We start from the raw sequence: 13,142 nt of genomic DNA on the forward strand, positions 1-13,142 counted from the left end.
CGGTGCGCTGATCAACCGGCCCGGCGCAACAGCCAGAGCCCGGCCAAGGCGCAGACGGCGGCCGGTACCAGCACCGCAAACAGCGGCGAGAAACCGAATACCAGGCTCGACGGCCCCAGCAAATCCTGGGCAATACGGAAGGTGAAACCCACCAGTACGCCGGTAAACACACGCTGACCGAGGGTCACCGAACGCAGCGGGCCGAAGATGAAGGAAATCGCCATCAGCACCAAGGCTGCGGTGACCAGCGGCTGCAACACCTTGACCCAAAAAGCCAACCAGTAGCGACCGTTGTTCAAGCCCTGATCCGCCAGATAGTGGATATACCCCCACAAACCGGTAATCGACAGGGAGTCCGGCGCCATCACCACGGTGCTGAGCAACTGCGGGCTCAGCGCCACGTCCCAACGCTCTTGCGGCGCAGCGACCACTTCGGTGCGCTTGTCATGGAACAACGTGGTGGTGACATCATTGAGCTGCCAGTGATCTTCAACAAACTTGGCGCGCTTGGCGAAGCTCGACGACAGCATGTGCCGCTGGTCGTCGAAGCGGTAGCGGGTCACGCCGTACAGGACACCGTTGGGCTGGACCGAGTTGATGTGGATGAACTCGTCACCCTGGCGGTGCCACAGGCCATGCTTGGCGCTTTGTGCGTCGCCGCCACCCTGGGCCAGGGAACGGTTGGCCTGGGCAGTGTTTTCGGTGGCCGGGGCAACGTATTCGCCGACCAGCAAACCCACCAGCATCAGCACCAGCATCGGTTTCATCACGGCCCAGACGATCCGACCAACGGAAACACCGGCGGCGCGCATGATGGTCAGCTCGCTGTTGCTCGCCAGGCTGCCCAGCCCGATCAGGCAACCGATCAGCGCCGCCATCGGCAGCATGTCGTAGAGCCGCCGCGGGGCGGTCAGCAATACGTAGCTCAACACGTCCATCAAGGTATAGGTGTCGCTGACATCACCCATTTCATCGATGAAGGCGAACAGGGTCGCCAGGCCAAGAATGATCCCCAGCACCGCGAGAATCGCCATGAACACACTGCTGCCGATGTACCGATCGAGTTTAACCACGGGCCACCTCCAGCGCGCTGCGACGACTGGCCAGCTTCAGGCGCAGTGGTTCCCAGTAGAGCAACCCGAGGCCAATCGCCAGGAAGATCGAATGCACCCACCAAAGGCCCAGCGCGGGCGGGATCTTGCCTTTCTCCAGAGCGCTACGGGCGGAAATCAGGATGGTCAGGTAAGCCATATACAGAAGAATCGCCGGTAGCAGCTTGAGGAAACGGCCCTGGCGCGGATTGACTCGCGCCAGCGGGACCGCCATGAGGGTCACGATGAATACCAGCAGCGGCAGCGAAAGGCGCCATTGCAATTCAGTGCGCGCCCGAATGTCGTTGTTGCCCAGCAAACTCGAGGTGGGCATGGCATCGCGGTCGGTGACTTCGTCGCTGACCTCGGGCTTGGGCAGCAATACGCCATAGGTGTCGTACTTGATGGCCCGGTAATCGGCCTGCCCCGGCTTGCCGTCGTAGCGGTAGCCGTTTTCCAGGATCAGGTAGCGGTTGCCGTCGGGGTTGATTTCCTGACGCCCCTTCTCAGCCACCAGCACCGAAATGCCGCGGTCCTTCTTGGTGTCGGAAGACACGTTCTTTTGCGTAATGAAGACGCCGCCCAGGTCGACCCGGTCTTCCGAGAGTTCTTCGGTATAGGTGACGCGAGTCCCGTCGCGCAGGGCCTGGAAGCGCCCGGGCACCAAGGTGTCGAACTCGGTCAGGGCGTCCTGCTGGTTGATCAGCATCTGGAACTGGTTGGCTCCCTGGGGCGCCAGGCTAAGACTCAGCCAGGCCACAACCAGCGCCACCAGAGTGGCCGGGAAGAGGGTCATGCGAAACAGGCGTTGCTGGCTCATGCCGGTGGCCGACAGCACGGTCATTTCGCTGTCCAGGTACAACCGGCCGTAGGCCAGCAGAATACCCAGGAACAACCCCAGCGGCAGGATCAGTTGCAAAAAGCCCGGCAGGCGAAAGCCCATGATCAGGAACAGCGAGCCTGGATCCAGGGCACCGGAGGCCGCTTGGGCGAGGTATTTGATGAAGCGCCCGCTCATGATGATGACCAGCAGCACGGCGCTGACGGCGCTCAGGGTCAGCAGGACTTCGCGGGATAGATAACGGAAGACGATCACACCAGACACTCCAGGGCTGTCAGGCTAGGATTTGTACGAAAAGTGCCTGCGCGACGATCATGCTGCGTTGAAAACAGGCTCGGAATGCTCATTGACAACCAGTCAACTCCGCTTCCTCGCCTGTTTTCGCCTTGCCTGATCGCCGCTCGGCGACTTTTCATACAAACCCTAAGGCGGCCAAACAAGCAAACGTATCGAGCCGGCCCGCCACAGCGCGCCGCCGAAAAAAGAGCCGCATTATCCTGTGATTGGGGGCGCCTGTCACTTCGCACGCTTTAACCCGGTGCTTAAAGCCACAATTTAGCGCTGTCGGTGGGGTTGTCAGGCCCTGGCGCCGGGGTTCAAACTGCGGCCTTTGTCGCCGGCAAGCACCGGCGCTTCTCTTATATAGAAGAAGCTCGCTCAGCGCGCCATTGTGTCGGCGCCTGGCATCTTGACCATTCATTCAGGGATCCGGACATGGAACTGGTTGTAAAAAGCGTCAGCCCAGAAACGTTGAAAACCGCCACGCTGGTGGTTGCCGTCGGTGAAAACCGCCAGCTCGGCGTCGTCGCCACCCAACTCGACAGCCTGAGCGGCGGTGCCATCAGCGCTGTGCTCAAGCGCGGCGACCTGGCTGGCAAAGTCGGCCAGAGCCTGTTGCTGCACAACCTGCCCAACCTCAAGGCCGAGCGCGTGCTGCTGGTGGGCGTGGGCAAGGACGCCGAACTGGGCGACCGTCCGTTCCGTAAAATCATCGCCGGCGTGTTGGGCACCCTCAAGGGTCTGGGTGGCGCTGATGCCGTCCTGGCGCTGGACGAGTTGGTGGTCAAGGGTCGCGACAGCTACGGCAAAAACCGCCTGCTGGCTGAAACCCTGGTGGACGGCGAATACCAGTTCGACCAGTTCAAGAGCCAGAAAGCCGAACCCCGCGCCCTGAAAAAAATCACCCTGCTGACCATCAAGGCTGCCCAGGCTGAAGTTCAGCGTGCCGTGACCCACGCCACCGCGATCGCCAACGGCATGGCCTTCACCCGCGACCTGGGCAATCTGCCACCGAACATCTGCCACCCGACGTTCATGGGTGAACAGGCCAAGGCGTTGGGCAAGGAATTCAAGGGCTTGAAAGTCGAAGTCTTCGACGAAAAGAAAATCAAAGACCTGGGCATGGGCTCGTTCTACTCCGTCGGCCAGGGCAGCGCACAGCCGCCACGCCTGATCGTCATGCAATACAACGGTGGCAAGAAGTCCGAGAAGCCGTACGCACTGGTCGGCAAGGGCATCACCTTCGACACCGGCGGCATCAGCCTCAAGCCGGGCGCCGGCATGGATGAAATGAAGTACGACATGGGCGGCGCCGCGAGCGTGTTCGGCACCCTGCGCGCCGTGCTCGAACTGCAACTGCCGATCAACCTGGTGTGCATCCTGGCCTGCGCCGAGAACATGCCCAGCGGTAACGCCTCGCGTCCAGGCGACATCGTCACCACCATGAGCGGCCAGACCGTGGAAATCCTCAACACCGACGCCGAAGGCCGCCTGGTGCTGTGTGACGCCCTCACCTACTCCGAACGCTTCAAGCCGCAAGCGGTGATCGACATCGCCACCCTGACCGGCGCCTGCGTCGTCGCCCTCGGCGCCCACACCTCGGGCCTGCTGGGCAACAACGACGAGCTGATCGGCCAACTGCTCAGCGCCGGCCAGCAAGCCGACGACCGCGCCTGGCAATTGCCGCTGTTCGACGAATACCAGGAGCAGCTGGACAGCCCGTTCGCCGACATCGCCAACATCGGCGGCCCGAAAGCCGGGACGATCACCGCGGCGTGCTTCCTCTCGCGCTTCACCAAGAACCTGAACTGGGCGCACCTGGATATCGCCGGCACAGCCTGGACCAGCGGCGGCAAGGACAAGGGCGCCACCGGCCGGCCGGTTCCCCTGCTGACCCAATACCTGCTGGACCGCGCCAAGGCCTGACACCGATGACCGGCGTTGGCGTCGCCTTCGGGCGGCGCCAATGGCGGCTCAGGAACTGCAATGACCAAAGTCGATTTCTACATCCTGCCCAGCGCCGATCCGTCGGCGCGGCTGGATTTCGCCTGCAAGCTCACCGAAAAGGCCTGGCGCATGGGCCACCGCATCTACCTGCATTGCAGCGATGCCGCCCAGCGCGATGACCTCGATGCACGTCTGTGGGCCTTCAAGGGCGAGAGCTTCGTACCCCATGGCCCGGCCGAAAACGAACCCGAAGGATTGATCGTGCTCGGGCTGGGAGATGACTGCGGTCAGCACCAGGACTTGCTGGTCAACCTTGACCTGAAAGTGCCGCCTTTTGCCCAGCGCTTCGCCCGTGTGGCGGAAGTGGTGGTGGAAGACCCGGGCATCCGGCAAGCCGCGCGGGAGAGTTTCCGTTTCTACCGCGAACAGGGCTATCCTCTGCAAGACCACCGTTTACAGCGACTCTGAGCCCACGATGGACACTCCAAAACCGCCACAAAAGCCCACGCACCTGCTGGACGACCTCGAGTCGATCCGCCAACTGCTCGGCGACGACAACCTGCAACCACCGCTGTTGACCGATACGGTGGAGCACGAGCCCGAGCATGACGAGCAGATTCCACTGCTGTTCGAGCCGATCAACGGCCAGCCCGAACCCAAGCCGGCGCCCAAGGCCGAGGCCAAAGGCCCCGATGCGCTGTTGCACCTGGAAAGCGAACTGCGCGCCGCCGCGCAATTGATCATGCAAGACGTCATCGACGACTTCGCTCCGCACATCGAGACCGAGATCAAGCGCCGGCTGGATGCGCGGATGGAGCGATTGCTGAGTCAGTACGAATAACGCCCTCTGCCTCATTGTGAACATCCTGCGGGAGCGAGCCTGCTCGCGATAACGGACTGTCAGTCCCCATTGATGTTGAATCTGCTGGCCTCATCGCGAGCAGGCTCGCTTCCACAGGGTTCAACCGTGTCCGGCTTCTCGCTTGCTGCGTGTGGCTTGCATCTCCCCCGCCCGCTATACTTCCCGGCTTTTCCTGAATAAATGCCAATAGGGTCCCGCCGCGCATGGATAAGACCTACCAGCCGCACGCCATTGAAACTTCCTGGTACAACACCTGGGAGTCCGAGAATTATTTCGCTCCGCAAGGCGCGGGCGATTCCTACACCATCATGATCCCGCCGCCGAACGTCACCGGCAGCCTGCACATGGGCCACGGTTTCAACAACGCGATCATGGATGCCCTGATCCGTTTCCGCCGCATGCAAGGCCGCAACACCCTTTGGCAGCCGGGCACCGACCACGCTGGCATCGCCACGCAGATGCTGGTGGAACGTCGCCTCGAAGCCCAGGGCCAGAACCGCCATGACCTGGGACGCGAGAAATTCCTCGAGAAAGTCTGGGAATGGAAAGACGAGTCCGGTGGCAACATCAGCCGCCAGATCCGTCGCCTGGGCTCGTCCGTGGACTGGAGCCGCGAACGCTTCACCATGGATGACGGTCTTTCGGAAGCGGTGAAGGAAGCCTTCGTGCGCCTGCATGAAGACGGCCTGATCTATCGCGGCAAGCGCCTGGTCAACTGGGACACCAAGTTGCACACGGCCATTTCCGACCTCGAAGTGGAGAACCACGACGAGAAAGGCTTCCTGTGGAACCTGAAGTACCCGCTGGCCGACGGCGCCAAGACCGCCGAAGGCAAGGATTACCTGATCGTCGCCACCACGCGCCCGGAAACCATGCTGGGTGACTCCGCCGTTGCGGTGAACCCGAACGATGAGCGCTACCAAGCCCTGATTGGCAAGTTCGTCGAGCTGCCCCTGGTTGGCCGGCGCATTCCGATCATCGGCGACGATTACTGCGACCCCGAATTCGGCACCGGTTGCGTGAAAATCACCCCGGCCCACGATTTCAACGACTACGAAGTCGGCAAGCGCCACAACCTGCCGCTGCTGAACATCTTCGACAAGAACGCCAACGTGTTGCCGGCGGCCCAGGTGTTCAACCTCGACGGCACGCTGAACGAAAGCGTCGACGGCCAGATCCCGGCCGAATACGCCGGCCTGGACCGCTTTGAAGCGCGCAAGCAGATCGTCGCGGCATTCGACGCAGCCGGCCTGCTGGTCAGCGTCGATGATCACGGCCTGAAAGTGCCGAAAGGCGACCGCTCCGGCACCATTATCGAGCCGTGGCTGACCGATCAGTGGTACGTATCCACCAAACCGCTGGCCGAGCCTGCGATCGCTGCGGTAGAAGATGGCCGCATCCAGTTCGTGCCCAAGCAATACGAAAACATGTACTTCTCGTGGATGCGTGACATCCAGGACTGGTGCATCAGCCGCCAACTGTGGTGGGGCCACCGCATCCCGGCCTGGTACGACGAGTCAGGCAAGGTCTACGTCGGCCGCGATGAAGCCGAAGTCCGCGCCAAGCACAACCTCGGTCCGGACGTAGCTCTGCAACAGGACAACGACGTACTCGATACCTGGTTCAGCTCGGGCCTGTGGACCTTCTCCACCCTGGGCTGGCCACAGCAGACCGAGTTCCTGAAGAAATTCCACTCCACCGACGTACTGGTCACCGGCTTCGACATCATTTTCTTCTGGGTCGCCCGGATGATCATGCTGACCATGCACCTGGTGAAAAACGAAGACGGCACGCCACAAGTCCCGTTCAAGACCGTCTACGTGCACGGCCTGGTGCGCGATGGTCAGGGCCAGAAGATGTCCAAGTCCAAGGGCAACGTCCTGGACCCGCTGGACATCATCGACGGCATCGATCTGGAAACCCTGGTGCAGAAACGCACTTCGGGCCTGATGCAGCCAAAACTGGCGAAGAAGATCGAGAAGGCCACCCGCGAAGAATTCGCCGACGGCATCGCCAGCTACGGCACCGACGCCCTGCGCTTCACCTTCTGCTCGCTGGCGTCCACCGGTCGTGACATCAAGTTCGACATGGGCCGCGTCGAGGGTTATCGCAACTTCTGCAACAAGATCTGGAACGCCGCGCGCTACGTGCTGGACAAGGGCGAAGACTGCGGCCAGAACGGCGAAGCCTTTGAGCTGACCCTGGCTGATCGCTGGATTATTTCCCAGCTGCAACGCACCGAAGCCGAAGTGACCCGCCAGCTCGATCAGTTCCGTTTCGACCTGGCGGCACAAGCGTTGTACGAGTTCATCTGGAACCAGTATTGCGACTGGTACCTGGAGCTGTCCAAACCAGTGCTGTGGGACGAAAACGCCCCGGTCGAACGCCAGCGCGGCACCCGCCGCACCCTGGTGCGCGTGCTGGAAGTCGCCCTGCGCCTGGCGCATCCGTTCATGCCGTTCATCACCGAGGAAATCTGGCAGCGTGTCGCTCCGCTGGCGGGCGCCCAAGGCAAGACGATCATGCTGCAACCGTGGCCGGTGGCCAACGAAACCCGCATCGACCCGGCCGCCGAAGACGACATTGAATGGCTCAAGACCTTCATGCTGAGCCTGCGTAACATCCGCGCCGAAATGAACATCGGCCCGGGCAAACCGCTGAACCTGTTCCTGAACAATGCCAGCGCCGAAGACCTGCGCCGCCTCCACGAGAACGAAGCACTGCTCAAGAAACTGGCCAAGCTCGAATCGGTGACCGTCCTGGCCGCTGGCGAAGAAGCACCGCTGTCCGCCACCGCCTTGGTTGGCGAGATGGAAGTGCTGGTGCCGATGGCCGGCCTGATCGACAAGGCTGCCGAACTGGCGCGCCTGGATAAGGAAATCCTGCGTTTGAAGGGCGAAGTCCAGCGTGTCGGCGGCAAACTGTCCAACGCCGGTTTCGTTGACAAGGCGCCGGCTGAAGTCATCGAGAAGGAACGCGCCAAACTGGCCGAGGCTGAACAGGCCTTGGGCAAGCTGGCCGAGCAACATGCGCGGATCTCCAGCCTGTAACGGGGATTTGCAATGAAGAAGGAGGTCCTGATGGACCTCCTTTTTTATGCCTGGTACTTTCTAGTGAACACGCTTACCCCCTGTGGGAGCGAGCCTACTCGCGATGACGGCGGTACATCCAACATTGGTGCAAGCTGACCCACCGCTATCGCGAGCAGGCTCGCTCCCACAGTAGATCGCGCCGATCGTTGCAGTTGGGTTCGCAGGGGCAGGATGTGGGACAATACCCGCCACTTTTTTGAACCCTCCCCGAATCGACCCGCACATGACCGCCCCTCGCACGCCCAAGCCAGCACGCTCCAAGCCCAAACCCGCCATCGAGGCCAAAGTGCCGCGGGAGAAAGCCAGCCTGCACCCACGCAATCGCCACCAGGGTCACTACGACTTCCCGGCATTGATCAAGTCCACGCCCGAATTGGCGAAGTTCGTGATCATCAACCCCTATGGCAAGGAAAGCATCGACTTCGCCAGCCCGGAAGCCGTAAGGGTGTTCAACCGGGCGCTGCTCAAGTCCTTCTACGACATCGCCCATTGGGACATTCCGGCCGACTACCTGTGCCCTCCGGTGCCAGGACGCGCGGACTACGTGCATTTCCTCGCTGATTTACTGGCCAGCCACAACGAAGGAACGATTCCACGCGGGGCGGCGGTGAAGGTGCTGGACATCGGCACGGGGGCCAACTGCGTGTACCCGCTGATCGGCTACAGCGATTACCGCTGGCATTTCCTCGGTTCGGAAATCGATCCGACGGCCATTGCCTCGGCCAAAGCCATTGTCCAGTCCAACGGGCTGAACAAAGCCATCCAACTGCGCCAGCAAGCCAACCGCAAGCAGATCCTGTTGGGTTTGCTGGAAGAGGCCGAGCGGTTCGACCTGACAATGTGCAACCCACCCTTCCACGCCTCCCTGGAGGAAGCCACCAAGGGCAGCCAGCGCAAATGGCGTGCGCTGGGCAAGGCCGACCCGAAGCGCAAGCTGCCGGTGCTGAATTTTGGCGGTCAGGCGGCGGAGTTGTGGTGCGAGGGCGGAGAGGCCCGGTTTGTGACGCAACTGATCGGCGAGAGCGCACAGGTGGCCAGCCAGGTGCTGTGGTTCAGCACGCTGGTGTCAAAGGCGTCGAATCTACCGGCGATTCAAACCGCCTTGAAAAAGGCCGGGGCGCTGCACAGCCAGGTGGTGGAAATGTCCCAGGGGCAGAAGCAGAGCCGCTTTGTGGCCTGGACCTTCCAGACCGAGGCACAGCAGCAGGCGTGGCGCCAGTCGCGTTGGGTTCGCAAGGGCTGAGTGGGAGCAAGGCCTTGCTGCCACAAATGCCCTGACCACAGACCACTTTTTCCAAGGCAATAAAAAACCGTGCCCGGATCACTCCGCAGCACGGTTTTCTTTTAAACGCGATCTTACTTGTTGATGCCGTCGGTCAGCGCTTTGGCTGGAACGAACTTAACAACTTTCTTGGCAGCGATTTCGATGGCTGCGCCAGTCGAAGGGTTGCGGCCGGTGCGGGCAGGACGCTCGGTGACTTTCAGCTTGCCGATGCCTGGCAAGGTGATTTCGCCGCCATTTTCCAGCTGATCGGCAACGATCTGACCCAGTTGGTCCAAAGCGTTACGCGCGGTGGTTTTAGGCGCGTCGATAGCTTCAGCGATGTCAGCGATCAGTTGGTCTTTAGTAAGAGCCATGTAGTGTTCCTTCCCTATCAAATTCATATGGATTGCAGAGTGCAGTGTCAGCCATCGAGCCCGATCTCAGAGGATCAGACACCCTCGGTAATCACCACGACGGATCGGGGTAATAGATGCCGAAAACCGGGTTTGGTTCGACCTGACAAATGCTGAATGCACGCTTAACGCAGTGACTTCGCGTAAGACCGGGCAAAACTAGCACAACGCCTGTGAAATATCCGCCTCTAGCTACCCATTTGGTCAGCTTTCTTGCGCGAAAACGGTAAAAAAATGCATATGGCGTGTCGGACGGGTCTGAAAGGGGCTTTGCAGGGTTCCAAAACCAGTGATTGCGGTACACTGGGCCTTTTTGGGGGAGCGCGCCCTCCTCTCTTTCATCAGCCGAGAAATCCATGCCGATCCGTCATTGCATCGTCCACCTGATCGACAAAAAACCCGACGGCACGCCCGCCGTGCTCCATGCCCGTGACTCCGAGTTGAGCGAGTCCACGGCCATCGAGAACATGCTCGCCGACCTCAACGAGAGCTACAACGCCAAACAAGGCAAGGCCTGGGGCTTCTTCCATGCCGAGTCCGGGGCGCACCCGTTCAGCGGCTGGCTGAAGGAGTATCTCGACGGCGGCAAGGACTTCACCGCATTCAGTCGCGTAGCGGTGGAACACCTGCAAAAGCTGATGGAAGAGTCCAACCTCTCGGTGGGCGGCCACGTGCTGTTTGCCCATTATCAACAGGGCATGACCGATTACCTGGCGATCGCCCTGCTGCACCACAGCGAAGGCGTGGCGGTCACCGACGAGCTGGACGTGACCCCGTCCCGTCACCTTGATCTGGGCCAACTGCACCTGGCAGCGCGGATCAATGTGTCGGAATGGCAGAACAACAAACAGTCCAAGCAGTACATCTCGTTCATCAAGGGCAAGAACGGCAAGAAGGTCTCGGAATATTTCCGCGACTTCATCGGCTGCCAGGAAGGCGTCGACGGCCCCGGCGAGACCCGCACCCTGCTCAAGGCCTTCAGTGATTTCGTCGAAAGCGAAGACCTGCCCGAGGACGACGCCCGGGAGAAAACCAAGACCCTGGTGGATTACGCCAGCAGCCAGGCCAAGCTCGGCGAGCCGATGGGCCTGGAAGAGCTGTCCGAACTGATCGACGAAGATCGCCCGAAAGCCTTCTACGACCACATTCGCAACAAGGACTACGGGTTGTCGCCGGAGATTCCGGCGGATAAACGCACCCTCAACCAGTTCCGCCGCTTCACCGGCCGCGCCGAAGGCTTGTCCATCAGTTTCGAAGCCCACCTGCTGGGCTCCAAGATCGAATATGACGAAGAAGCCGGCACGCTGATCATCAAGGGCCTGCCCACGTCGCTGACCGATCAGCTCAAGCGCCGTAACTGATGCTCGCAAAGGCCCTGAAGAAGTTTCTGCTGATTTTGCTGGTGGTTGTGGCGTACCAGAACTGGGGCAAGATCGAGCGGGTATTCAATCCCTCGCAGATGCTGCCTGAACAGATCCGGGCCGATGCCCGGGTTGTGCTGTACGCCACCGACTGGTGCGGTTACTGCAAGGCGACCCGGCGGTTCCTGGATGAAAAAGGCGTGCCCTATCGCGAGTTCGATATCGAGAAAAACGCTCAGGCGCGCAAGGCCTATGAGGCGCTGGGCGGGCGCGGGATCCCGATTCTGGATGTAAATGGCACGCTGATTCGTGGTTTTGAGCCGCAGAACATCCTTGAGGCACTGTCCGCGAAATAGGTTTGTCCGCTAGCGATGATGCTGGATCGGATGGCCTCATCGCGAGCAGGCTCGCTCCCACAGGGATTCGTGGCGGACGCCAAGCCTGTTACCACTGCAAATCCAGTGTGGGAGCGAGCTTGCTCGCGATGGCGGTGGTCCAGTCAGAGCGCAAGCCCTGGGTAGACGGTAAGCGCCCATTAGTCGGGACTGTCAACTCCTACAGTATCAATGCCTGAAATAGCGTTCATTTTTTATATGCCCCCTCAGCCGAAGCCGTCGCTGAGCCGAACCTCTTGCGAGAACGCCTGAACAGACGGAGCATATAAAATGAACTCGATACAGCACTACCCAGCCCGAAACCGCGTTATAAAAAACACCCACCGCGCCCTGGTGTTGTCTTTCATTGCGATCTACGCCGGTTCCGCCTCTGCCGCGCAATACACCTGCCAACTCTTCCTGCCACCGAATCAAACCGTCATACAGACCACCACCGTTTTCAACGGGAGCAGCACGAGCGATGCAATCCGCCGCGCCACAACGATCTTCGACCTGCAAGGCCTTATTCCTCCCAATGCGCCACACCTGGTTCTATGCGAGCTGTAATATCGGGTGATCGCTTCTGGAATAAACGCCCGGAATTGCCTGCTCCGGGCGACAGATCGACTTTAATCGAGCGCCTGACTTTCTTATCAGGTTGATAATTGAAAACCCAGCCGTGGAAAGTGCACATGCACCACACCGCCAAGCGCGTCTTCGCGACGCAGGATCAGCTCTTCACGACCGGCAAACAACAACTCTCCGGCCACCGGGTCGACGCCATAATCGGTTGCGGCAATCGTCACCTGCTGCCCTTTCGTGAACCCATTCGGCTCCTCGAATGACTCATCCGGCAGCGCTGCCGGCGTAGCGTTGCGAGCCACTTCCAAAGCCTCTTCGGAACTCATCGCGTTCGACGCGCCATGGCCAAAACCCAGCACTCGCGCCAACCATGCCGAGATCGCCGGGTAGGTGTCTACCAGCGGCGAAGTCACCGCAGTGCCTTTGAGAAACCACAGAGGGTGAGCCATGGCGAAGTCGGCAATCGATGGATCGCCCAACAGAAAGTCACCCTCCTCGCGCTGCAACTGTTGCTCAAGACGCGCCATGATCGTGGGCCATTGGTGCTTGGCCTGTTCGGCAGACAGATGCTTGGTCGTACCGCCACTGAACAGCCCGGCCCGATCGCTGATAAACGTCTTGATGACTTCAGGCGGCAACTTGGCGAAACGCACCGCCACCGACTCCGGCTGAAACACCAGGCTTACCGCATGTTGAAACACCACCGAATCGGCCCATGCGGCAAAAGACGCTGCAATCATCTCCCGGCCTTCGGGAAACAACGCCGGCGAAGCTTTTTCCTGCTCCAACCGACGGGCGATCAGCGCCGTGTCGCAATAGATATCCGCGCCGATCTGCAATACCGGGGTCTTGCGGTAGCCGCCCGTCAGTGCCGTCAGGTCGGGCTTGGGCATCATTGGCGGTATGTTCACCGAACGCCAGGACAGGCCCTTGAAACCCAGTAACAAGCGGGCTTTCTCGGCGAAGGGAGACGTCGGGTAATGATGAAGAATCAGCTCTGACATGAGGTTCGCCACTGCGGGGAGGAAGTCCCGCA

The 13,142-nt window shown here is 60.7% G+C and carries 12 protein-coding genes; 8 read left to right on the forward strand and 4 right to left on the reverse strand.

All coding sequences use genetic code 11. From position 1 onward, the window contains the following. Positions 1 to 11: 11 nt before the first annotated feature. On the reverse strand, positions 12 to 1,073 hold the full coding sequence (lptG, locus tag T3A99_RS08225; RefSeq protein WP_047228879.1) for an LPS export ABC transporter permease LptG: 1,062 nt from the start codon (positions 1,071 to 1,073) through the stop codon (positions 12 to 14). Then, on the reverse strand, positions 1,066 to 2,187 hold the full coding sequence (gene lptF, locus T3A99_RS08230) for an LPS export ABC transporter permease LptF (RefSeq protein WP_047228878.1): 1,122 nt from the start codon (positions 2,185 to 2,187) through the stop codon (positions 1,066 to 1,068). Before lptF ends, lptG begins: the two co-directional genes overlap by 8 nt. Positions 2,188 to 2,646: 459 nt before the next feature. Between lptF and T3A99_RS08235 the strand changes: the two genes are divergently transcribed. The 5 genes from T3A99_RS08235 (at position 2,647) to rlmF (ending at position 9,355) form a co-directional block, all read left to right on the forward strand. After that, positions 2,647 to 4,137, forward strand: a complete 1,491-nt coding sequence (locus T3A99_RS08235) for a leucyl aminopeptidase (protein WP_047228877.1) — start codon at positions 2,647 to 2,649, stop codon at positions 4,135 to 4,137. A gap of 60 nt (positions 4,138 to 4,197) precedes the next feature. Beyond that, positions 4,198 to 4,626, forward strand: coding sequence for a DNA polymerase III subunit chi (locus T3A99_RS08240; protein ID WP_047228876.1), 429 nt, complete (start codon positions 4,198 to 4,200; stop codon positions 4,624 to 4,626). A 7-nt stretch (positions 4,627 to 4,633) separates the two neighbouring features. Continuing rightward, positions 4,634 to 4,999 (forward strand): hypothetical protein, encoded by a 366-nt coding sequence (locus T3A99_RS08245; protein WP_047228875.1) that lies wholly within the window; start codon positions 4,634 to 4,636, stop codon positions 4,997 to 4,999. Positions 5,000 to 5,223: 224 nt separating this feature from the next. Beyond that, positions 5,224 to 8,070: a valine--tRNA ligase gene (locus tag T3A99_RS08250; RefSeq protein ID WP_322834209.1), complete on the forward strand. Its 2,847-nt coding sequence runs from the start codon at positions 5,224 to 5,226 to the stop codon at positions 8,068 to 8,070. 265 nt (positions 8,071 to 8,335) lie between these two features. Further along, on the forward strand, positions 8,336 to 9,355 hold the full coding sequence (gene rlmF, locus T3A99_RS08255; protein WP_076383633.1) for a 23S rRNA (adenine(1618)-N(6))-methyltransferase RlmF: 1,020 nt from the start codon (positions 8,336 to 8,338) through the stop codon (positions 9,353 to 9,355). A gap of 113 nt (positions 9,356 to 9,468) precedes the next feature. On the opposite strand, the gene T3A99_RS08260 is transcribed toward rlmF, so the two are convergent. Beyond that, the gene (locus tag T3A99_RS08260) at positions 9,469 to 9,750 is read right to left on the reverse strand and encodes an HU family DNA-binding protein (protein WP_047228872.1); all 282 of its coding nucleotides are present in this window, start codon (positions 9,748 to 9,750) and stop codon (positions 9,469 to 9,471) included. Positions 9,751 to 10,145: 395 nt separating this feature from the next. On the opposite strand from T3A99_RS08260, the gene yejK reads away from it, so the two are divergent. From yejK to T3A99_RS08275, 3 genes are all read left to right on the forward strand, one after another. Further along, positions 10,146 to 11,150 (forward strand): nucleoid-associated protein YejK, encoded by a 1,005-nt coding sequence (gene yejK, locus T3A99_RS08265; protein ID WP_047228871.1) that lies wholly within the window; start codon positions 10,146 to 10,148, stop codon positions 11,148 to 11,150. Next, on the forward strand, positions 11,150 to 11,506 hold the full coding sequence (locus T3A99_RS08270) for a glutaredoxin family protein (RefSeq protein WP_322834210.1): 357 nt from the start codon (positions 11,150 to 11,152) through the stop codon (positions 11,504 to 11,506). The genes yejK and T3A99_RS08270 overlap by 1 nt, the downstream gene beginning before the upstream one ends. A 309-nt stretch (positions 11,507 to 11,815) precedes the next feature. Then, the gene (locus T3A99_RS08275; RefSeq protein WP_047228869.1) at positions 11,816 to 12,091 is read left to right on the forward strand and encodes a hypothetical protein; all 276 of its coding nucleotides are present in this window, start codon (positions 11,816 to 11,818) and stop codon (positions 12,089 to 12,091) included. 86 nt (positions 12,092 to 12,177) lie between these two features. Here the strand turns inward: T3A99_RS08275 and T3A99_RS08280 are convergent, their stop codons facing one another. Beyond that, the gene (locus T3A99_RS08280; RefSeq protein WP_322834211.1) at positions 12,178 to 13,110 is read right to left on the reverse strand and encodes a glutathione S-transferase family protein; all 933 of its coding nucleotides are present in this window, start codon (positions 13,108 to 13,110) and stop codon (positions 12,178 to 12,180) included. Positions 13,111 to 13,142: the final 32 nt, after the last annotated feature.

Origin of the sequence: Pseudomonas sp. N-137 (assembly GCF_034555295.1) — a bacterium.
GTDB classification, from domain to species: Bacteria; Pseudomonadota; Gammaproteobacteria; order Pseudomonadales; family Pseudomonadaceae; genus Aquipseudomonas; species Aquipseudomonas rhizophila.

Coding starts and splice junctions, on each gene's coding strand:
- rlmF (WP_076383633.1), top strand. CDS start 8,336: ATGACCGCCCCTCGCACGCCCAAGCCAGCACGCTCCAAGCCCAAACCC.
- T3A99_RS08235 (WP_047228877.1), top strand. CDS start 2,647: ATGGAACTGGTTGTAAAAAGCGTCAGCCCAGAAACGTTGAAAACCGCC.
- T3A99_RS08250 (WP_322834209.1), top strand. CDS start 5,224: ATGGATAAGACCTACCAGCCGCACGCCATTGAAACTTCCTGGTACAAC.
- T3A99_RS08240 (WP_047228876.1), top strand. CDS start 4,198: ATGACCAAAGTCGATTTCTACATCCTGCCCAGCGCCGATCCGTCGGCG.
- T3A99_RS08280 (WP_322834211.1), bottom strand. CDS start 13,110: ATGTCAGAGCTGATTCTTCATCATTACCCGACGTCTCCCTTCGCCGAG.
- yejK (WP_047228871.1), top strand. CDS start 10,146: ATGCCGATCCGTCATTGCATCGTCCACCTGATCGACAAAAAACCCGAC.
- T3A99_RS08245 (WP_047228875.1), top strand. CDS start 4,634: ATGGACACTCCAAAACCGCCACAAAAGCCCACGCACCTGCTGGACGAC.
- T3A99_RS08275 (WP_047228869.1), top strand. CDS start 11,816: ATGAACTCGATACAGCACTACCCAGCCCGAAACCGCGTTATAAAAAAC.
- T3A99_RS08260 (WP_047228872.1), bottom strand. CDS start 9,750: ATGGCTCTTACTAAAGACCAACTGATCGCTGACATCGCTGAAGCTATC.
- T3A99_RS08270 (WP_322834210.1), top strand. CDS start 11,150: ATGCTCGCAAAGGCCCTGAAGAAGTTTCTGCTGATTTTGCTGGTGGTT.